This window comes from Deinococcus pimensis DSM 21231, from assembly GCF_000519345.1.
Lineage (GTDB): Bacteria > Deinococcota > Deinococci > Deinococcales > Deinococcaceae > Deinococcus_A > Deinococcus_A pimensis.
Window position 1 is genome coordinate 16,988 of sequence record NZ_KI912647.1, and the last position, 19,458, is coordinate 36,445.

Consider the following 19,458-nt stretch of genomic DNA (forward strand, 5'->3'; position numbering starts at 1 on the left):
CGAGGTCGTGCGCCGCCGCCCGCGCGAGCGCCACGGCGTACCCCTCGGCGGGCGTGTCGGCGGTGACGTCCGGTGCGTCGGGAAGGCGGACGAAGAGGTCGGCGTGGGAGGAGGGCGGCTCGCCCGGCGTGGCCGGGTCGTCGCCCGTCCACAGAAGAATCGCCACCTCCTCCAGCGCCCCGCTCCCGGCGAGCTCCGCCACGTCCCGGCCCCGGTAGTACAGGCGTCCGTCCTCGATGAGGGTCAGGGCGGACTCCAGCAGCGGTGAGCCCCAGTGCAGCGCCTCCTGCACGGCGCGGGTGGGGTCACGACGGTCGTCACGGCGACGGGTGAGCTTCTCCACGTCCTCCCCGAGGTAGCGGCGGTCGCGCCGCCCCTCCCCGCCGGGCTCGGAGCGGACGAGGCCGCGACTGACGTACGCGTAGAGGGTGGCGCGGCTCACGCCGAGGCGGTCGGCGGCCTCCTGCGCGGAGAGGGTCCTGGGCATACCCCCAGTCTAATCTTGATTCTTCAATCAAGATTGACGACATATTGACGGAGGACTAGGCTCGTGGCATGACCCCCGAAGAGCGTGTGCAGGACGTCAGCACCATGAACCTCTTCCCCGACGCCTTCCCCCCGCAGGGCTTCCCCCGGTACGTCTGGACCGAGCGACCCGCAGCGCTCCCCGACGCCGCGTGGACCACCGAGACCACCCACCGCGACGGCCAGCAGGGCGGCCTGCCCCTCACCACCGAGCAGGGCCTCGCCGTCTACGACCTCATGTGCGCCTTCACCGGCACGAGCGGCGCGGTCCGGCAGGCCGAGTTCTTCGTCTACCACCCCGCCGACCGCGCCATGCTCGAAGGCGCCCTCGAACGCTGGAGGGGCGGCGCGCCCGTCGAGCCGACCACCTGGATCCGCGCGACACGCCGGGACGCGGACCTCGTGAGCGCCCTCGGCGTCCGCGAGACCGGCATGCTCGCGAGCGCCAGCGACTACCACACCTTCCACAAGTTCACCCCCGGGGGACGTGGGGGCGCCGCGCGCGCCTACCTGGACGCGGTCCGCGCCGTCCTGGACGCGGGCCTGCGGCCCCGCCTGCACCTGGAGGACGCCACCCGCGCCCCGCGCGAGTTCGTCCTGCCCTTCGTGGAGGCCGTCCTGGACCTCGCCGCGGGGCACGGCGAGGCGCAGCGGCCCCGCTTCCGCGTGTGCGACACCATGGGCCTCGGCCTGCCCCTGGAGAACGTCGCGTGGCCGCGCTCCGTGCCCGGCACGATCCGCGAGCTCCGTGCGCTCGGCCTGCACGCCGAGGACCTCGAATTCCACCCGCACAACGACACGCACCTCGTCGTCGCCAACAGCCTCGCGGCGGTCATGGCGGGCTGCGGCGCCGTGAACGGCACCCTGCTCGGCAAGGGCGAACGCACCGGCAACGCGCCCCTCGAGGGGGTGCTGCTGCACCTCGTCGGCATGGGCCTCTACGAGACGGACGCGCCCGACTTCACCGTGCTGAACGACCTCGCCGCCCTCTACGAGACGCTCGGGCAGGGCGTGCCCGCCAAGTACCCCCTTTATGGGCGCGACGCGCACCGCACCCGCGCGGGCATCCACGCGGACGGCCTCAACAAGTTCTGGCCGATGTACGCGCCCTTCGACGTGCCGCGCCTCCTCGGGCGGCCCCTCGAACTCAGCCTCACGAAGGACTCCGGCCTCGCGGGCCTCGTCTTCCTGATCCGCGCGCACACCGGCGTGGAGCTTCCCAAGACCGACCCGGACCTCCTGCGGCTCCACGCGGACCTCACGGCCGCCTTCGACGCGGGCCGCCAGACCGCCGTGGAATGGGAGGAGATCGAGGAGCGCGCCCGCGCCCTGCCCGCCCTCAGGGGCGAGACGGTGGCCTAAGGGTCAGTGCTCCACCTTCACGTGCGGCATGCGGCGGTCCAGCCAGCGCGGCAGCCACCAGTTCCAGCGGCCCGCCAGCTTCAGGAAGCCCGGCACGAGGATCATCCGCACGAGCGTCGCGTCCAGCAGCACCGCCACCGCGAGGCCCAGACCGACGCTCTTGTTCGCCACGACCCGCCCCGAGATGAACGCCGCGAACACGATGAACATGATCATCGCGGCGGACGTGATGATGCGGCCCGTGCGGCCCACGGCGCGCACGATCGCCTCGTCGTTCGGGGCGCCGCGCAGGTGCTCCTCCTGCACGCGCGACAGCAGGAAGATCTCGTAGTCCATGCTCAGCCCGAACAGCACCGCGAACAGGATCAGGGGCAGCGAACTGTCCAGCACACCCACGTCACGCGGGACGCCCAGCAGGTCCGCGCCCACCCCGAACTGCACGACGAGCGTCACCACGCCGTACGCCGCGCCGACCGAGAGGCAGTTCATCAGGACGCTCTTGAGCGGGATCAGCAGCGAACGGAACGCCACGGCGAGCAGCACGAAGGTCCCGAGGAGCACCACGAGGATCGCGGTGGGCGTGGCGTCCACGAGGGCGCGCGTGAAGTCCCGCCCGCCCACGGGCGCGCCCCCCACGAGGTACGTGAGCTTCAGCGGGTCCATCGCCGCGCGGATACGGCCCGTGAAGGCGTCCACCTCCTCCGCGCGCAGGTTGCGGGTCGGCACGACCGTGAGGCGCAGGTAGCGGCGGTCCTGCGAGATGCTGCGCCGCGTGAGCTCCACCAGGTCGTTCAGGTCACCGCCCGCGGACGAATCCACCCGCACGAAGGGCGACACGACCGCCTTGACGCCCGCCACGCCCTCCAGCGCGCGCGCCGCGTCCCGGAAGCGGCGCCGCGCGTCCGCGTCGTACGGGGCGCCGCGCAGGTCCACCACCACCTCGAAGGTGGAGAGCAGACCGCCCGCGCCGAGCTCCTCGACGGAGCGCAGCGCGTCCCGCGACTCCACGCCGGGCGTCAGGCCGTACGCGCCCGCGTACCCGAGCTGCATCCGCGTGGCGGGCAGCGCCATCACGATCAGCACGCCCGCGCTCGCGAGGACCGCCAGCCACGGACGCGAGATGACGCGGCGCGCGAAGTTCGTCCACGCCTCGCTCGCGCGGCTGTCCTGACTCCACGTGAAGCGCAGCACGCGCGGACTGTTCACGCGCGGACCCAGCAGCGTCAGCATCGCCGGGAGCGCCGTGACGCTCGCGAGGACCGTCAGCAGCACCGCCAGCACCCCGCCGAAGCCCATCGCCCGCACGAAGTTCAGCGGCGGGATCAGCAGGGCGCCCATCGCGATGGCGACCGTCAGGCCAGAGAAGGTGATGCTGCGGCCCCGCCGTGAGGACCGTGCGGCGCGCCGCCTCCGCCGACAGGCTCCGCACCGTCGGCGTCCGGCCCGTCTCCGCGCGGACCCGTTCGCGCGTGTCGGGACTCGCGAGCTCCTCGCGGAAGCGGTTGACCATGAGGAGGGCGTAGTCGATGCCCGCGCCGAGCCCCAGCATCGTCACGACGCTCTGCGCGAAGGTGGACACGTCCGTCGTGAGGGTCAGGAAGTACACGCCCGCGAGCGCCACCGTGATGGACAGCACGCCCACGAGGAGCGGCAGGCCCGTCGCGACGAGCGCGCCGAACACGAGGAGCAGCACGATCGCCGTGAGGGGCAGCGCGGTGAACTCGCTGCGTTTCGTGTCCTGCTCCGCGAAGCGCGTGAAGTCCTGCGCGATGGGCTGCCCGCCCGTCACGCGGTAGCGCACCGCGCCCGTCTCGGCCCGCGCGAGCCCCCGGATGCGGTCGAGGGTGGCGTCGTCGTTCGCGTCGATCTGCACGACCGTCAGGGTCACCTTGCGGTCCGCGCTGACGGTCCGCACGACCCCCTGCGCGTCGAAGGGCACGACGCGCGCCACGCGCGGCAGGTCGCGCAACCTCCCCAGGAACTCGTCGTAGCGGGTGCGGAAGCGCGGGTCGTCCACGAGGTACGCGCTGCGGCCCACCAGCAGCACCGCGCTGTTGTCACGCTCCCCGAAGCGGTCCGCGAGGAGGCGCGCGACGCGGGTGCTCTCGGCGGTCGCGACCTCGCCGGGACTGGCGGTGAGCCGCGACGGCGCGAGCCGCGCGAAGGGCAGCGCGAGGAGGACGACGCCGATCCAGACGGCCAGCACCACGAGCGGACGACGCGTGACGAAGCGGGCGAGCCAGTGCATTGCGCCCAGTATCCCATCCCGCGGCGCTCCTGACCGTCACGGAAAGAGGGCCGGGCAGTTCGCCCGGCCCTCTCTTCACGCTCCGGCCCTCAGCCCGCCGAGCCCAGCGCCCGCAGGATCGCCTTGCGGGCCTGCACCTCCACGAGGTGCGCACGGTACTCCGCGCTCGCGAAGTGATCGCCGAGCAGCTCGTCCGGGCTCACCGCGCCGCGCACCGCCGCCTCCACGACCTCCGGCGTCGGCGTCTGACCCACGAGGGCCTCCTCCACCTTCGTGAGGCGCATCGCGTGATAGCCCGCGCCCGTCATCGCGACGCGCGCCGAGGAGACCGACCCGCCCTGCGTCCGCACGACCGCCGCGACGCCCGCGATGGCGTACCGCGACGCGGGATGCGCGAACTTCTCGTACGCCTGCCCCTCCCCCAGCGTGGCGGCGGGCACGCGGATCTCCGTCAGGAGCTCGCCCGGCGCGACCGCCGTCTCGAACATCCCCGTGAAGAACTCGTCGGCGGGCACCGTCCGCTCGCCCGACGTGCTCGCGATCGTCATGGACGCCCCGAGCGCCAGCATGGACGCCGGGTAGTCCGCCGCCGGGTCCGCGTGCGCGAGCGCCCCGCCCACCGTGCCGCGGTTGCGGACCATCGGATCGCCGATGAGGGGCGCCACCTGCGACAGCAACGGACAGGCCGCGCGCAGCACGTCGCTGAACTCCACGTCACGGTGCGTGGTCATCGCGCCGATCACGACCTCCACGCCCTCCAGGCGGATGCCGCGCAGGCCCGCCACCTTCGAGACGTCGATGAGGGCGGGCGGACTCGCGAGGCGAAGCTTCATCGCCGGGATGAGGGAGTGGCCGCCCGCGAGGAGCTTCGCGTCCGGATTCGCGGCGAGCAGCGCCAGGGCCTCCTGCACGCTGCCCGCGCGGTGATAGTCGAATTCGGTGGTGTACATGGAACCTCCTAGATCCTCGTACGCACCGGCGGCCTTACGCTCGGGAGCGGTCCCTCGCTTCTGCCGGGTGCGTTCACGCGTCTCCACACTCATGGGCGGAGCGGTCCGGTGCTCATGCCTGGGGCGCCCACGCGTCTCTCCACCCACGGCTGCCGTCGTACGCACCGGAGCGGTCCGGTGCTCATGCCTGGGGCGCCCACGCGTCTCCACACTCATGGGTCAGTCGTCCGCGGCCTGCTGCGTCTGCGCGCGCGCCGCCTGGATCGCGCGCCACACGCGCTCGGGCGTGTAGGGCATGTCGAGGTGCGCGATGCCGAACGGCGCGAGCGCGTCGATCACGGCGTTCGCGGTCGCGGCGGTGCTCGCGATGGTGCCCGCCTCGCCGATGCCCTTCACCCCGAGCGGGTTGTGCGGGCTGGGCGTCACCGTGTGACCGATGTCGAACTGCACGAGGTCGTCCGCGCGCGGCACCGCGTACTCCATGAAGGAGCCCGTCACGAGCTGACCCTGCTCGTCGTACACGGTGTTCTCCAGCAGCGCCTGCCCGACGCCCTGCGCGATGCCGCCGTGCACCTGCCCCTCCGCGATCAGGGGATTGATCATGGGGCCGCAGTCGTCCACCGCGACGTACTTCAGCAGCTTCACGCGGCCCGTGTCGGCGTCCACCTCCACCACCGCGACGTGCGTCCCGAAGGGGTACACGAAGTTCTTCGGGTCGTAGAAGTGCTGCGCCTCCAGGCCCGGCTCCATGTCGTCCGGGATGTTGTGCGCGAGGTGCGCCATGAGCGCCACGTCGAAGAAGCTCTTCGAGTTGGCGGGCACGCCCCGCACGAAGAACTTCCCGTCCTCGTGCACGACGTCCTCCGGCGCGGCCTCCAGCAGGTGCGCGGCGATGCGGCGGGCCTTGTCGAGGATCTTCGCGGTCGCCATCTTCATCGCGCTGCCGCCCACGGCGGCGCTGCGCGACCCGTAGGTGCCCCAGCCGTACGGCATGCGGCCCGTGTCGCCGTGGATGATGCTGACGTCCTCCATCGGGATCTGCAGGTCGTCCGCGATGATCTGCGCGAAGGCCGTCTCGTGACCCTGCCCGTGGCTGTGCGAGCCCGTCAGGACCTCCACCTTGCCGGTCGGCATGACCCGCACGACGGCGCTCTCCCACTGCCCGGCCTGCGCGCCGAGCTGACCGACGAGCTTGCTCGGCGCGAGCCCGCAGGCCTCCAGGTAGCTGGAGAAGCCGATGCCGATGTAGCGGCCCCGCGCGCGCGCCTCCTCCTGCTCGCGGCGCAGCTCGGCGTACCCGACGCGCTCCAGCGCCTGATCGAGCGCGGGCTCGTAGTTGCCGCTGTCGTACACCAGCGCGACGGGCGTCTGGTAGGGGAACTCGTCGGGCTGGATGAAGTTGAGGCGACGGAACTCCGCCGGGTCGATGCCGAGCTCGTGCGCCATGCGGCTCATCATGCGCTCCACGACGTACGTCGCCTCGGGACGGCCCGCGCCGCGGTACGCGTCCACCCCGACGGTGTTCGTGAACACGCCCGTGACGTGCGCGTGCACCGCCGGGAAGCGGTACGTGCCGTTGAGCAGCGTGCCGTACAGGTACGTCGGCACGGCGGGCGCGAAGGTCGTGAGGTACGCCCCGAGGTTCGCGACGGTCTTCACGCGCAGGCCCAGCACCTTGTGGTGCTCGTCCACCGCGAGTTCCGCGACGGTCTCGTGATCGCGGCCCTGCGCGTCGGACACGAAGCTCTCCGAGCGCCGCGCGGACCACTTCACGGGCCGGTTCAGTTTACGCGCCGCGTGCAGCACGATGACTTCCTCGGGGTACTGGAAGATCTTGCTGCCGAAGCCGCCGCCCACGTCGGGCGAGATGACGCGCAGCTTGTGCTCCGGGATGCCCAGCACGAACGCCGCGAGCAGCAGACGGTGGATGTGCGGGTTCTGGCTGGTCGTCCAGAGGGTGAACTCGTCGCTGGCCTTCTGGTACTGCGCCATGCTCGCGCGCGGCTCGATCGCGTTCGGCACGAGGCGGTGGTTGCGCAGCGTCAGCTTGACCGTCCTGTACGCCCGCGCGAAGTTCTCCTCCACCGCGGCGGCGTCCCCGATCTCCCACTCGAAGGCCACGTTGCCGGGCGCCTCCGGATGCACCTGCGGCGCTGCGGGCGCGAGCGCGTCGCTGCCGAGCGCCACGGCGTCCATCGGTTCGAGCTCCACGTCGAGGAGGGCCACGGCGTCCTCGGCGGTCGCGCGGTCCTCCGCGATCACGGCGGCGATCACGTCACCGACGTGCCGCGCCACCTCCGGTGCGATCGCGTAGTGCGGCGGCGTCTTCAGGTCCGGCAGCAGCCAGCCCGTCGGGATGCTCCCGATCTTCGCGTCCAGCAGGTCCTTCCCGGTGAGGACGGCCAGCACGCCCGGCTGCGCGAGCGCGCGCGTCGCGTCGATGCTCACGATGCGCGCGCTCGCGTACGGGCTGCGCAGCATCGCGGCGTGCGCCATGCCGGGCAGCGTCATGTCCTCCGTGTAGTGCCCCGTACCCGTGATGAAGCGCGGATCCTCCACGCGCTTGACGGGTTTGCCGAAGTACTTGTCGCTCATTCGTGCCTCCTTCGGAGGCAGCTGTCAGCGGTCAGCTGTCAGCTGTCAGCTCATTGGTGCCAGGGGCGTTCGCGTGTCTCTCCACTCATGGGCGGCGTACGCTCGCGGACGGCCGCTCGCTTCTGCCAGGGGCGTTCGCGTGTCTCCACACTTATGGGCGTCGTACGCACCGGAGCGGTCCGGTGCTCATGCCTGGGGCGTTCACGTGTCTCCACACTTATGGGTCAGTCGTCCGCCGCCACGACGGGTTCGCTGCTCGCGCCGCGCGCGTTCGCCTCGGCCGCGTGCCGCACGGCCCGCACGATGTTGTGGTAGCCCGTGCAGCGGCAGAAGTTTCCTTCGAGCGCGTGGCGGATCTGCTCCTCGCTGGGGTCGGGCTCGTGGGCGAGCAGGTCGGCGGCGCTCATGATCATGCCGGGCGTGCAGAAGCCGCACTGCAGGCCGTGCATCTCCCAGAAGCCCTCCTGCAGCGCGTGCAGGCGACCCTCGTGGGCGAGGCCCTCGATGGTGGTGACGCTGGCGCCGTCCGCCTGCACCGCGAACAGCGTGCAGGACTTCACGGCCTCGCCGTCCACGTGCACCGTGCAGGCGCCGCACTGGCTGGTGTCGCAGCCGACGTGCGTGCCCGTGAGGCCCAGCGTGTCGCGCAGGAAGTGCACGAGCAGCTGACGCGGCTCGACGTCACTCCGCGTGGCCTTGCCGTTGACGTTGAGGTTGATGGGGACCCTGTTCATGTCACACCTCCGTCGTGGACGGCGCGCGCTGCGCGCGCACCTCCGCGTCCAGCTTCCCGAAGAACACGTCGGCCTGCTGCTTCGCGACGCCGCCGATGAGGCGCCCGCCGAGCGTCGCGAGGGTACCCGCGAGCTGCGGCGTGCCCGCCCAGTGCACCAGCGTCTCCTCGCCCCGCTCCTCCAGCCGGACCTCCCCCACGGCCTTCACGATGCCGACCGGGGCCTTCGCCTCCACGCTGAGCGTCATCGATTCGGGCGGGACGAGGTCCGTGAGCTTCACCTTGCCCTGGTACACGCCCTTGACGGGTCCCACGGCGAGTTCGAGCCGGGCGCGGTAGCTGTCCGGGCCGTCACGCTCGACGTCGCGCGCGCCGGGAACGCAGCGCGCGAGCACCTCCGGGTCGTTCAGGGCCGCCCAGACCTGCTCGCGGGGCGCCCTGATGGCGTGTGTGCCTTCGAGTCGCACTTGCACCTCCGTCCCGCCCGCCGGGCGGGAATCGTCGCGCCGCCGGGGCGGACGGGGGAAACGGGCGAACGGACGGACGACCGGGCCGCGCGTGCCGGAGCACGGGAGTCACCGCCCTCCGGGACGCGCGGACACGCGGTTGGCGTCGTCGTCCGCGTGGACGCGACCTCGGGGCTGTGTGGCTCCCCCACCTTAACATGCACGCCGCGCGGCGTGCGCGCCGATTCGTCTCTAGCTCACCACCCGGTTGCGGCCCCGCGCCTTCGCCATGTAGAGGCGCGTGTCGGCGGCGGCCAGCATCCGCTCGGGGTCGCGCGGCCCGACCTCGGCGTGGACGCCCGCGCTGATCGTGACGCGCAGGCCCGCACCGAAGCGTTCCCAGTCGTGGCGTTCCACGAGCGCGCGCAGGCGTTCCGCGGCGAGGTAGGCGCCGTCCGCGTCCGTGTCGGGCAGCAGCAGCGCGAACTCCTCGCCGCCGTAGCGGGCGACGGTGTCCGTCTCGCGGCAGCCGGAGCGCAGCAGGTCCGCGACGCGCGTGAGGACGGCGTCCCCGACCGCGTGCGAGTACGTGTCGTTCACCCGCTTGAAGTGGTCGACGTCCAGCAGGATCACGCCGAGCGGACGGCCCTCGAGGGCGCTGCGGCGCGCCTCCTCGTGTAGGCGCTCGCCGAGGACGCGGCGGTTGAAGAGGTTCGTGAGGGCGTCCCGCTGCGCCTGCTCGCGCAGCAGGTCGAGCAGGACGGCGTTCTCGGCGTTCGCGCGGCTCAGCGCGGCGTTGGCGCTCGCGAGCTCCACGTTGCGCAGCCGTTCGATCTCGGCGTCCTGCCGGGCCCTCTGCACGTCGAGCCGCACGATGAGCGTCGCGACGCGCCGCTCGGCCTGCTGTCCGCGCACCTCCACCTCCCCGGCGTGGAAGGCGCGGTGGTACGCGTAGGCCCGCTCGAAGTCCCCCTCGTCCGCGCAGATCTGCGCGAGCCGCTCGTGCAGCTCGTACGTCTCGCGCGGCAGGTGCGCGCCGAGCGCGAGGTCGAGGGCGCGTTCGAGCATCTCGCGGGCCGAGACGAGGTCGCGGTCCGCCGCGAAGATATCGGCGAGGCTGTGCAGCAGCAGGATCTGGTTCTGCAGGTAGCCGTGCCGGGTGGCGAGGCTCATCGCCTCCTCGCAGCAGGCGAGCGCACGCTCGTGATCGCGCGTGGCGCGCGCGACGTCCGCGAGGCCCTGCAGGGCGCGGCACTCCAGGTAGGCCTCGGAGAGGCTGCGGGAGAGGACGAGGGCGTCCTCGTACCACGCGCGGGCCTCCGTGAGCCGTTCGAGCCGCAGGGAGGTCTGCCCGAGGCTGGCGAGGGTGGTGGCCTCCGCGTTGCGGTCGCCCTGCTCGCGGTACACCTCGATGACGCGCAGGTACACGTCGTGCGCGGCGGCGACGTCGCCCATCTCGAAGCGCACGTCCGCGACGTTGTTCAGGACGATGGCGTGCCCCACCGGATCGTCGAGGGTGGCGCCCACCTCCTGCGCGTCCTCGTACGTTTCGAGGGCGGCGCCGTAATCGGCGATTTCCGTGTACATCACGCCGATGTTGAGGAGCAGGTTGAATTCCCGCTGGCGGTCCCCGGCGTCACGCGCGACCCGCAGGCCCTCGTGCGCGACCTCCAGCGCCTCGCCGTACCGCCCGAGCTTGCAGGCCGCGACGCCGATGTTGACGAGCGCGCGCAGCTGCCCGTCCACGTCCCCGAGCGCGCGCGCGAGGTCGAGGCCCGCGCGCAGCGAGTCGAGGGCGCCTTCCGCGTCACCGCTCCGCAGGCTCGTCGCGCCGTGCTGGAGCAGCGCGCGGCGCAGCGGGTCGGGCGCGCCGAGCGCGCGGGCGAGGGTGAGGGCCTCGCCCGCGAGGGCGTGCGCGCGCGGGAGGTCCTCGTCGATGCTGGCGCGCGCCTCGGTGCAGAGCGTGACGACGTGCTGCGCGAGACGGCCGTCGTCCGGTGAGGGGGAGGTGGGGGCGAGGATGGCAGGGTCTGGGTTCACGGGGAGGCTCCTCGGCGCGGGCGGGCGGGCGGCCCTCCCTCCGCTCCGACCGTGCTGCGACGCTCTCATGCTCTCAGAGCGTCTCTCACGGGAGCCTTACAGAACGGGACCGGGCGGCACCCCCTGTTGGGGGGGTGCCGCCCGGCGGTGTGAGGGCGAACTCAATCCGCGGCGGTGCCGGCGTACGAGCCGCCCTGCGCGCCCGACTGTGCGGCGGCCTCCTCGGCCTCGCGTTCGAGCTTCGCCTTGATCTTCTTCAGGCGGAAGCTCTCCTCGCGTTCACGCTGGTCGAGGACGCCGCGGATGAAGCGGATGTCGTCCTGGATGCCGGGCACGACGACCTGCTCGAGCGCGTTCACGCGGCGGGAGGTCTTCTTGATCTCCTCGCCGATGCGGCGCAGCTTCGTCTCGGTCGCGGCGACCTTGATGAGGGCCTGCATGACGCCCTGGAAGTCCGTCGCGGCCTGGATGGTGCGCGTCCCGACGTTGATGGGCGAGAACGTCACGGCGCCCTTCGACTCGGGCAGCTCGATGCGGGGCACCTTCACGCCGTACACGCTCTCGATCTGCATGTTGACGCTCAGGGTGCCGGGCTGCGCGAGCGACAGGCTCTCGACGGCCTCGGGGGTGTCCCAGGACTTCGCGCTGAACAGCGACGTGTACGCGCCGCGGCTGACGCCCGCGAGTTCCTCGCGCGCGGCGAGGGCGTCACGGACGAGCGCGAAGAACTCGCCGATGAGGGCGTCGCGCTTGCGCTTGAGGAGTTCCGCGCCGTTGGTGGCGAGCTTGAGCTGCGCCTTGGAGGCCAGCAGCGCGGTGCGGGTGGGGCTGATTTGTCCGGCCATGGGTTGCTCCTTCGGAGAAAGCGGTCAGTGCTCGGCGGTCAGCGGTCAGCGCGGGCGGAGAACCTGATCTCACGTTTCATGCTAGGACGAGGACATGAGGGACGGGGGCTGCCTTTGCTGACGGCTGACAGCTGACGCCTGACGGCTGACTCAGATTCCCGCGCTGCGGCCGCCGCGCCACATCTCGTCGAGCTTCTCGCCGTAGAACTTGTCGATCGAGTCCTTCGACAGACGCGTCAGCTGGCTCTGCGGGAGCTTCGACAGGATGGCCCAGGCGACGGTGAGGCTCTCCTCGATGGAGCGGTCCTGACCGCCCTGACCGATGAAGTACGACTCGAAGTCGTCGGCGAAACGCAGGTACAGCTTGTCCGTCTCGGTGAGGGCGTCCTCACCGGTGATCGCGACGAGCTTGCGCAGGTCGAGGCCGTTCGCGTACGCGGCGAAGAGCTGGTCGGAGACGTTCTTGTGGTCCGCGCGGGTCTTGCCCTTGCCGATGCCGTTGCCCTGGAGGCGCGACAGCGACGGGAGGGGGTTGATGGGCGGGTACACGCCCTTGGCGTTGAGGCCGCGGTCCACCACGATCTGACCCTCGGTGATGTAACCGGTCAGGTCGGGGATGGGGTGCGTGATGTCGTCGTCGGGCATCGACAGGATCGGGATCTGCGTGACCGAGCCGGGCTTGCCGTCGATGACGCCCGCGCGCTCGTAGAGCGACGCGAGGTCGGTGTACATGTAGCCGGGGAAGCCGCGGCGGCCCGGGATCTCCTCGCGGGCGCCGCCGATCTCGCGGAGGGCCTCGCAGTAGTTCGTGAGGTCCGTCAGGATGACCAGCACGTGGTAGCCGTGCTCGAACGCGAGGTACTCGGCGGTCGTGAGGGCCATGCGGGGTGTCAGGAGGCGCTCCACGGCGGGGTCGTCGGCCTTGTTGAGGAACAGGACCGAGCGGGCGAGCGCGCCGGTCCGCTCGAACTCCTGCGTGAAGAAGCTGACCTCGCGCTGCGTCAGACCCATCGCGGCGAACACGACGGCGAAGTCACCCTCGTGGCCGGGCACCTTCGCCTGACGCGCGATCTGCGCGGCGAGCTCGTTGTGCGGGAGGCCCGAGCCGCTGAAGATCGGGAGCTTCTGCCCACGGATCAGCGAGGTGTTCACGTCGATGGTGCTGATGCCGGTCTGGATGAACTCCTCGGGCTTGGCGCGCGCGGCGGGGTTCATGGCCTGACCGTTGATGCCGAGGCGCTGCTCCGCGATGACGGCGGGCAGCCCGTCGATGGGGCGGCCGAGACCGTCGAAGCGGCGGCCGATCATGTCCTTCGAGACGCCGAGACGCGCGACGTCCTCCACGAGCGACACGCTGGCCGTCGCGAGGTCAAGGCCGCGGGTGTCCTCGAAGATCTGGATGACGGCGTGCTCCTCGCTGACCTCGATGACCTGCCCGCCGCGAGTGCGGCCGGAGCCGTCGCGGATGTCCACGATGGCGCCGTAGGCGAGGTCGGAGGCCGCGTTCACGAAGAGCAGCGGGCCGGAGATGTAGCTGACGTCGTTGTATTCCTTCTTCAGGAGGGTCATGCCTTGACTCCCTTGAACGCCGTGTCGAGGTCGCCCATGACGCCGTCGGTGTACGCGGAGAACTGGTCCTCGGCGACGTAGCGGGCGCGGCTGAGCTTCTCGATGACGGGGCTCTGGATGATCTCGTCGATGGTGGCGCCGCCGCGCAGGGCCGCCTCGGCCTGGTCGTAGAACTTCAGCATCATCTTCATGAGGCCGTAGTTCTTCGGCATGCTGGCGCTCGCGTCGACGGGGTCGAAGCCGTTCTGCTGCAGGAAGTCCTGGCGGAGCATGCGGCCCGCCTCGATGACGAGGCGCTCCTGGTCCTGCAGGGCGTCGGGACCGACGAGCTGCACGACTTCCTGGAGGGACGCTTCCTGCTGGAGGATGGTGCTGATGCGCTGGCGCAGCTCCGGGAAGTCCTGACCGACGTTCTGACGGTACCAGGAGTCCAGGATCGGCGTGAACAGCGAGTACGAACCGTTCCAGTTGATGGCGGGGAAGTGACGGCGGCGCGCGAGGCCCGCGTCGAGACGCCAGAAGGCGCCGGTGATGCGCAGCGTGGCCTGCGTGACGGGCTCGGACATGTCGCCGCCGGCGGGGCTGACCGCGCCGATCACGGAGACGGCGCCGTCCTCACCGGCGAGGGTGCGCACGGCCCCGGCGCGCTCGTAGAACGCGGCGAGCTTCGCGCCGAGGTACGGCGGGTAGCCTTCCTCGGCGGGCATCTCCTCGAGGCGGGAGCTGATCTCGCGGAGCGCCTCGGCCCAGCGGCTGGTGCTGTCGGCCATGAGGGACACGCTGTAGCCCTGGTCGCGGAAGTACTCGGCGAGGGTGACGCCGGTGTACACCGACGCCTCGCGCGCCGCCACCGGCATGTTGCTGGTGTTGGCGATCAGGATGGTGCGGTGCATGAGGGGACCGCCGGTCTTGGGGTCCTCGAGCTCGGGGAACTCGACGAGCACGTCCGTCATCTCGTTGCCGCGCTCGCCGCAGCCGACGTACACGACGATGTCGGCGTTGCCGTACTTCGCGACGGACTGCTGCGTGACGGTCTTGCCGGAGCCGAAGGGCCCGGGGATCGCGGCGGCGCCGCCCATCACGAGGGGGAACAGCACGTCGAGGATGCGCATGCCCGTGAGGAAGGGCAGGCTGGGGTCCTTCTTGAGCGCCACGGGACGGGGCGCGCGGACGGGCCAGTAGTGCGCGAGGCGCAGCTGGGTGCCGTCCTCGAGGGTGGCGATGACGTCGTCGATGGTGTACTCGCCCTCGCCGACGATCTCGCGGATGCGCCCGGCGTTCTGCGGGGGCACGAGGATCTTGTGGGTGAAGCTGAACTCGGGGACGGTGCCGAGAATGCTGCTGCCCGTCACCTCGTCGCCCGCCTTGACGGTGGGCGTGAAGTGCCACTTCTGGGTGCGGTTGAGGCTGGAGACCTCGATGCCGCGCGCGATGAAGTCGCCGGAGGCCTGGCGGATCTTGTCGAGGGGCCGCTGGATGCCGTCGTAGATGCCGTTGAGCATGCCGGGCCCGAGCTCCACGGAGAGGGGCAGGCCGGTGCTGACGACGGGCTCGCCGACGGTGAGGCCGGAGGTGTCCTCGTACACCTGCACGAAGGCGGTGTCGCCGTCGAGGCGGATGATCTCGCCGACGAGGCGCTCCTGGCCCACGCGCACGATGTCGAACATCTTCGCGCCGTACATGCCCTTGGCGATGATCGCCGGGCCCGCGATGCGCTCGACGACACCCGCTTTGGTGGTGGTCTGAGTCATGGGTGGTACTCCTTGAGAAAAGCGTTCAGGCGTCAGCAATCAGCCTTCAGCGGCCTGAGCGAATGCGTGAGCGGAGGCGGACTGAGAGCTGACTGCTGGTTGCCGACAGCTTAGAGCTTGATGTCGAAGCCGATGGTGTCTCGCACCAGCTTGCCCATGTAGGCCTTGGCGTCCACCGTCTCCGGGGAGAAGGCGTCGCGCAGGCTGGGCACGGGAAGGATGATGGGGAGGTCGCGGCCGCGCATGGCGCGCTCCACGGCCTTCTGCGGGTCCGCGAGGAGGCCCGTGTCGACCGCGACGAGTCCGTAGCGGCCGGACGTGACGAGCCCTTCGAGGGCGGCGGCGGCCGTGTCGGGGTTGGCCTCGACGACCTCGACGCCCGCGAGGCGGTAGCCCGTGGCGGTCTCGCTGTCGGCGAGGACGGCGACGCGGTGGGTGGCACCTGTCTGGGTCATTCGACGCTCACCTCCCGGCGGAGCTGCTCGGCGGGCACGCCGTAGAACTTGCCGCGTCCGATGAGGCGCAGCTTGGCGATCTCGATCTCCTTGCGGCGGAGGAAGTCCACCGCGACGCCCACGCCGAGCGCGTCGCCCATCGCGGCGTTGTGCGCGGCGACGTCGAGCGCGCGGCGCGCGACGATCTCCGCCTCCTCCAGGGAGGGCGCCTCCAGGATCGGGGAGAGGTCGCCGCCGACGCCGGTGTCACCCGCGCCGAGGCGGGTGAAGTCCGAGGCGCCGATGACGTTGCCGCCCTCCACGAAGAGGGAGGGGTCCACGCTCTGGCCGCGCAGCGCGCGGGCCGTGAGGGCGTTGGTGATGTCGATCTCGCGGGCGAGGTAGCGGCGCAGGGCCGTGCCGCGCGCGATGGCGAGCGCCCGGCGGTAGTAGCCCTGGTCGAGCGCGACCTCGAGGTCGAGGAGGCGTCCGCTGGCGGACATCGCGGCGGCGCCCTCACGGAAGGCGCCCGCGAGGGGGTGCCCGCTGACCGTGATGGCCTGCGCGGCGCTCGCGACGTCACCGCTGCTCGCGGCGGCCTGGAGGGCCGAGCGGGCGATGGTGCCGCCGGGAATGAGGCTCTGAAGGATGCCCTCGGTGCCGCGCCCGGAGGCGAGGCCACGCGCGAGGGTCTTGAGGTTCACGAGGTCCCACCGCTGGAGGAGCACGCCGATCTCGTCGCGGGCGGTACCGCTGGCGAGCCGGTAGACCTTGTCGGCGGTGTGGAAGAAGTTGCGGGACAGGGCCGCGTCGAGCTCGGCAAGCCCGGCGCCCTGCGCGGTCGCGTCACCGAGGTCGGCCGCGAGGACGCTCTCGCTTAGGACGCGCAGGAACTCCTGGTAGCTCTGCGCCTCGAGGGTCGCGTCGAGCATCCGCCCGTCGAGCAACTGGGTGCGCATCACCTTGATGCGCGCGTTGATGTAACCGTAGTCGTCGGGCACGAAGTCGTCCTTTACTCCGCGAGCATCCGCGCGACCTGCGGCGCCAGGCTGCCCTGGACGCGCTGCAGTCGACCGAGCAGCGTGTTGGTGATGCCGCTCTTGCCGCCCTTGCCGACGGCGCGGACGCCACCGACGATGGCGGGATTCTCGCGGACTTCGAGGCCGGGGGCGACCTCGCGGGCGACGCTCGCCTCGGCGGGGTTGACCTCGATCGCCTCGATGTCGCCGAGGGCCGCGCGGGCCTCGTTGATGAGGCGCGCGAGGATCTCACGGTACTCTGGGGCTCGGGTCACGCCGTTGAGCTGCTGTTCGGCGAGCTCGAAGGCGCGCTTGAGGCTGCTGTCGCTCGCGCTGAGGCGGGCGGCGCTGACCTCCAGCTCCGCGGCGGAGCGGGCACGCACGAGGCCCGCCTGGGTCTGGGCCTCCAGGGCGCGCGTGCGGCTCTCGATGAGGGCCTGGGCGCGCTCCTGGGCGGCACGGACGATGGCCTGCGCGCGCTCAGAGCCCTCGGCGCGGATGCGTTCGATCTCCGCGCGCGCCTCGTTTTCGAGTAGGGCGTCGAGAGCCATGGCTTAACCGATGCGGCCGGAGAGGAGGAAGAAGCCGACGAGGCCGAAGATCACGAGCGTCTCGGGGATGGCGAACCACAGCAGCATCAGACCGAGGCGGCCGGGGTTCTCGGCCGTGACGCCCGCGGCGGCGGCGCCGATGCGGCCCTGGGCGAGACCGGTGCCGATGGCGCCGAGGCCGAGCGCGAGGCCCGCGCCGATGGCGATGAGGCCGTTGGCGAGGCCGTCGCTGGCGGCGGCGGCTTCCTGGGCGAAGCCGAGGGAGGCGAGAGCGAACACGAGCAGGGCAGCGAGGTACTTGGTCATATGGGTCTCCTTGGAGTTATTTCTTGCTCCCAGCGGCGGAGCTGAGGCGGCGCAGGGGGTTGTAGACGGGGCTGGTCTCGTTGTGGAACCCGGTCGGGTTGAGGAACTCGACGAAGTGGAGACGCAGCGGCTGGAGCACGTGGCCGATGATGGTGAGGGCCAGCGCGAAGGCGTGCACGAGCAGGCCGAGGATGACGCCGATGAGGATGCCGATGATGCCGAAGCGTTCGTACATGCCCCAGCCGAGGTCCGTCGCGAGGTTCGCGAGGATCGCGGCGGCGACGCCGACGGCGAACAGACGGGCGAAGCTGACGATGTTGCCGCCCTGCGAGAGCAGTTCGATGATCATCAGCGGGACCTTCGAGAGGATCAGGCCGAGGACGAACACCGCGAACCCGATGTACATGAGCCACAGCAGGGGGTTGCTGAAGTCGCTGTAGATCGCGCCGTTGGTGAGGTTGCGTCCGGCCTCGCTGATGATGGCGAGGCTGACGAGGCCGCTGAGGCCGCCGAGCATGCCGATCGCTTCCCAGAAGTGGCCGCGGTCGCCGTGCTTCATCGCGATCTGCGCGCGGATCATCCAGGCCCACAGGACCATGAAGACGCCGACGGCGAGCGTGACGATGAGGGCGGTGTTCGCGAAGGCGGTCGCGAGACGCGGGAACAGGATGGGCAGGCCGCCCGTGTGGTGTTCCGTCGCCTCGCTGGCCTTGAGGGCCCACTCGGGCAGGTGGAACCAGCCGAGGTGCTCGGCGAGGTTGCCGAACATCTCGCCCGTGAGGAAGCCCCAGATGATGCTCCAGATGGACATGGTCGTGATGACCACGCCGAGCTTGCGCATCATGTCGGGCGCCACGAAGGCGTTCATGAAGCCGATGTTGAGGCCCTCGCCGCGGCGGGCCCTGCCGAGGAACCACAGGCCGCCGAGGAGGAACAGCGCGCCGAACCCGAAGTCCGCGACGATGAAGCCGAAGAACAGCGGGAAGAACACCGACATGACCCAGGTGGGGTCGAAGGTGCCGTAGCGGGGCGGGGAGAGCAGACCGAGCAGCGGCTCGAAGTTCGCGCTGTACGAGTTGTTCTTGAGCTGCACGGGGACGTTCTCGTCGTGGTGCTCGTCGGCGTCGTGCAGTTCGTAGCTGACGCCCGCGCCGAAGCGTTCGAGCGCCGCCCTGAGGGCGGGCACGCGGTCGACGGGCACGTAGCCCTGCAGCGCGAGGCTGTACTTGCCGCGCGCGGCGAGGCTCTGGACGTCGTAGATGGCGACCTCGTCGGCGAGGGCGTCACGGACGGCGTACAGGACGGGCGCGTGGGCGGCGGCGAGCTCGCGGCGCTCGCGCTCGAGGCGGTCGAGTTCCTCGCGGCCTCCGCGCGCGAGGCGGTCCATCTCGGCGGCGGCCTCGGAGAGGCGCAGGCCGTCGAAGCGGCCGGGCAGACGCAGCTCGCCGGTGCGGGCCTTGCCGAGCGCGGCGCGCGCGCGGTCGCGGTCCTCGGTGAGGACGGCGACGATGCCCGTGGTGACGACGCCGCCCGCGCCGGTCTCGGCGGTGGTGGTGTCGAGGGCGTAGCGGCCCGTGAGGTCCGCCTCGAGGGCGGCGCGCACGGTGTCGGCGCTCTCGCCGCGGCCCAGGGTGAAGGGCAGCAGCGCGAGGCGGCGGCTGCGGTCGAGACCGCCCGCGAGGTTCGCGAGGGCGCGGACGACGCCGCCGTACGTGCCGGTGGTGTCGAGGTCCACGCCGAGGTCCGTGATGCGCTTGGCGAGCGTGGAGGCAGGAGCGGCCGCCGCCTCGATGACGCGTTCCCACTCGCCCTGGTCGGGGAGGGGTGCGGTCGTCGTGCGGTACGCGCCGAGTTCGGCGAGCGTGCCGTCGGCGCGGGCGAGGAGGCGTTCGGTGGTGCGGCGGGCCTCGGCCTCGGCGCCCGTGAGGGAGCCGGTGCTGAGGGGACCTTCCGTGATCGGCACGATGTGCAGCACCCCGGCGTCCTGCAGGGCCGCGATGACGGCCTTGTTGTCGCGCCTGCGTCCGACGAGGACGACCTGCTGCATCTTGTTGATCACGGCAGCACCGCCCTCAGGATGGTCT

General features: G+C 71.3%; 16 protein-coding genes and 1 pseudogene. 1 reads left to right on the plus strand and 16 read right to left on the minus strand.

Features of this window, described 5'->3' with window-relative positions; all coding sequences use genetic code 11:
* Nucleotides 1-487 (minus strand): helix-turn-helix domain-containing protein (locus DEIPI_RS30905; protein WP_045234272.1); only part of this gene is annotated, 487 nt, incomplete at its 3' end.
* Between the two features lie 68 nt (nt 488-555).
* On the opposite strand from DEIPI_RS30905, the gene DEIPI_RS0112850 reads away from it, so the two are divergent.
* On the plus strand, nt 556-1,887 hold the full coding sequence (locus DEIPI_RS0112850; protein WP_027482022.1) for a pyruvate carboxyltransferase: 1,332 nt from the start codon (nt 556-558) through the stop codon (nt 1,885-1,887).
* A 3-nt stretch (nt 1,888-1,890) separates the two neighbouring features.
* Here the strand turns inward: DEIPI_RS0112850 and DEIPI_RS42090 are convergent, their stop codons facing one another.
* The 15 genes and pseudogenes from DEIPI_RS42090 to DEIPI_RS0112920 all read right to left on the minus strand — a co-directional run.
* Complete coding sequence (locus DEIPI_RS42090) at nt 1,891-3,225, minus strand: MMPL family transporter (RefSeq protein ID WP_342667513.1); 1,335 nt, start codon at nt 3,223-3,225, stop codon at nt 1,891-1,893.
* Between the two features lie 184 nt (nt 3,226-3,409).
* Nucleotides 3,410-4,135: pseudogene (locus DEIPI_RS42095) on the minus strand (MMPL family transporter); the annotation flags it as partial.
* Nucleotides 4,136-4,224: 89 nt separating this feature from the next.
* Nucleotides 4,225-5,085, minus strand: coding sequence for an FAD binding domain-containing protein (locus DEIPI_RS0112860; protein WP_027482023.1), 861 nt, complete (start codon nt 5,083-5,085; stop codon nt 4,225-4,227).
* Nucleotides 5,086-5,304: 219 nt separating this feature from the next.
* A complete protein-coding gene (locus tag DEIPI_RS0112865; RefSeq protein ID WP_027482024.1) occupies nt 5,305-7,680 on the minus strand; it encodes a xanthine dehydrogenase family protein molybdopterin-binding subunit in 2,376 nt (791 codons plus the stop codon).
* A 224-nt stretch (nt 7,681-7,904) separates the two neighbouring features.
* Nucleotides 7,905-8,414, minus strand: coding sequence for a (2Fe-2S)-binding protein (locus DEIPI_RS0112870; protein ID WP_027482025.1), 510 nt, complete (start codon nt 8,412-8,414; stop codon nt 7,905-7,907).
* Nucleotide 8,415: 1 nt separating this feature from the next.
* On the minus strand, nt 8,416-8,880 hold the full coding sequence (locus DEIPI_RS30915) for an SRPBCC family protein (RefSeq protein WP_045234273.1): 465 nt from the start codon (nt 8,878-8,880) through the stop codon (nt 8,416-8,418).
* 231 nt (nt 8,881-9,111) lie between these two features.
* The gene (locus DEIPI_RS35580; RefSeq protein WP_027482026.1) at nt 9,112-10,899 is read right to left on the minus strand and encodes a diguanylate cyclase; all 1,788 of its coding nucleotides are present in this window, start codon (nt 10,897-10,899) and stop codon (nt 9,112-9,114) included.
* 161 nt (nt 10,900-11,060) lie between these two features.
* Nucleotides 11,061-11,744, minus strand: coding sequence for a V-type ATP synthase subunit D (locus DEIPI_RS0112885; protein WP_027482027.1), 684 nt, complete (start codon nt 11,742-11,744; stop codon nt 11,061-11,063).
* A 150-nt stretch (nt 11,745-11,894) separates the two neighbouring features.
* A complete protein-coding gene (locus tag DEIPI_RS0112890; protein ID WP_027482028.1) occupies nt 11,895-13,313 on the minus strand; it encodes a V-type ATP synthase subunit B in 1,419 nt (472 codons plus the stop codon).
* The gene (locus tag DEIPI_RS0112895; protein ID WP_027482029.1) at nt 13,310-15,064 is read right to left on the minus strand and encodes a V-type ATP synthase subunit A; all 1,755 of its coding nucleotides are present in this window, start codon (nt 15,062-15,064) and stop codon (nt 13,310-13,312) included. Before DEIPI_RS0112895 ends, DEIPI_RS0112890 begins: the two co-directional genes overlap by 4 nt.
* A gap of 110 nt (nt 15,065-15,174) precedes the next feature.
* Nucleotides 15,175-15,519 (minus strand): V-type ATP synthase subunit F, encoded by a 345-nt coding sequence (locus DEIPI_RS0112900; protein ID WP_027482030.1) that lies wholly within the window; start codon nt 15,517-15,519, stop codon nt 15,175-15,177.
* A complete protein-coding gene (locus DEIPI_RS0112905; RefSeq protein WP_027482031.1) occupies nt 15,516-16,499 on the minus strand; it encodes a V-type ATPase subunit in 984 nt (327 codons plus the stop codon). Before DEIPI_RS0112905 ends, DEIPI_RS0112900 begins: the two co-directional genes overlap by 4 nt.
* An 11-nt stretch (nt 16,500-16,510) precedes the next feature.
* Nucleotides 16,511-17,068 carry a V-type ATP synthase subunit E gene (locus DEIPI_RS0112910; protein ID WP_027482032.1) on the minus strand — a complete coding sequence of 186 codons (558 nt, stop codon included), beginning with the start codon at nt 17,066-17,068 and terminating at the stop codon, nt 16,511-16,513.
* Between the two features lie 3 nt (nt 17,069-17,071).
* Complete coding sequence (locus tag DEIPI_RS0112915) at nt 17,072-17,374, minus strand: ATP synthase subunit K (protein WP_027482033.1); 303 nt, start codon at nt 17,372-17,374, stop codon at nt 17,072-17,074.
* A 16-nt stretch (nt 17,375-17,390) separates the two neighbouring features.
* Nucleotides 17,391-19,458, minus strand: a 2,068-nt coding sequence (locus DEIPI_RS0112920; protein WP_342667514.1) for a V-type ATP synthase subunit I, incomplete at its 5' end; no start/stop codon positions are given.

Bases quoted from the DNA above. Each gene is read 5' to 3' on its own strand.
- DEIPI_RS0112865 (WP_027482024.1), bottom strand. From the start codon at position 7,680: ATGAGCGACAAGTACTTCGGCAAACCCGTCAAGCGCGTGGAGGATCCG.
- DEIPI_RS0112850 (WP_027482022.1), top strand. From the start codon at position 556: ATGACCCCCGAAGAGCGTGTGCAGGACGTCAGCACCATGAACCTCTTC.
- DEIPI_RS0112890 (WP_027482028.1), bottom strand. From the start codon at position 13,313: ATGACCCTCCTGAAGAAGGAATACAACGACGTCAGCTACATCTCCGGC.
- DEIPI_RS0112910 (WP_027482032.1), bottom strand. From the start codon at position 17,068: ATGGCTCTCGACGCCCTACTCGAAAACGAGGCGCGCGCGGAGATCGAA.
- DEIPI_RS0112860 (WP_027482023.1), bottom strand. From the start codon at position 5,085: ATGTACACCACCGAATTCGACTATCACCGCGCGGGCAGCGTGCAGGAG.
- DEIPI_RS0112900 (WP_027482030.1), bottom strand. From the start codon at position 15,519: ATGACCCAGACAGGTGCCACCCACCGCGTCGCCGTCCTCGCCGACAGC.
- DEIPI_RS0112915 (WP_027482033.1), bottom strand. From the start codon at position 17,374: ATGACCAAGTACCTCGCTGCCCTGCTCGTGTTCGCTCTCGCCTCCCTC.
- DEIPI_RS0112895 (WP_027482029.1), bottom strand. From the start codon at position 15,064: ATGACTCAGACCACCACCAAAGCGGGTGTCGTCGAGCGCATCGCGGGC.
- DEIPI_RS0112870 (WP_027482025.1), bottom strand. From the start codon at position 8,414: ATGAACAGGGTCCCCATCAACCTCAACGTCAACGGCAAGGCCACGCGG.
- DEIPI_RS0112885 (WP_027482027.1), bottom strand. From the start codon at position 11,744: ATGGCCGGACAAATCAGCCCCACCCGCACCGCGCTGCTGGCCTCCAAG.
- DEIPI_RS42090 (WP_342667513.1), bottom strand. From the start codon at position 3,225: ATGGGCGCCCTGCTGATCCCGCCGCTGAACTTCGTGCGGGCGATGGGC.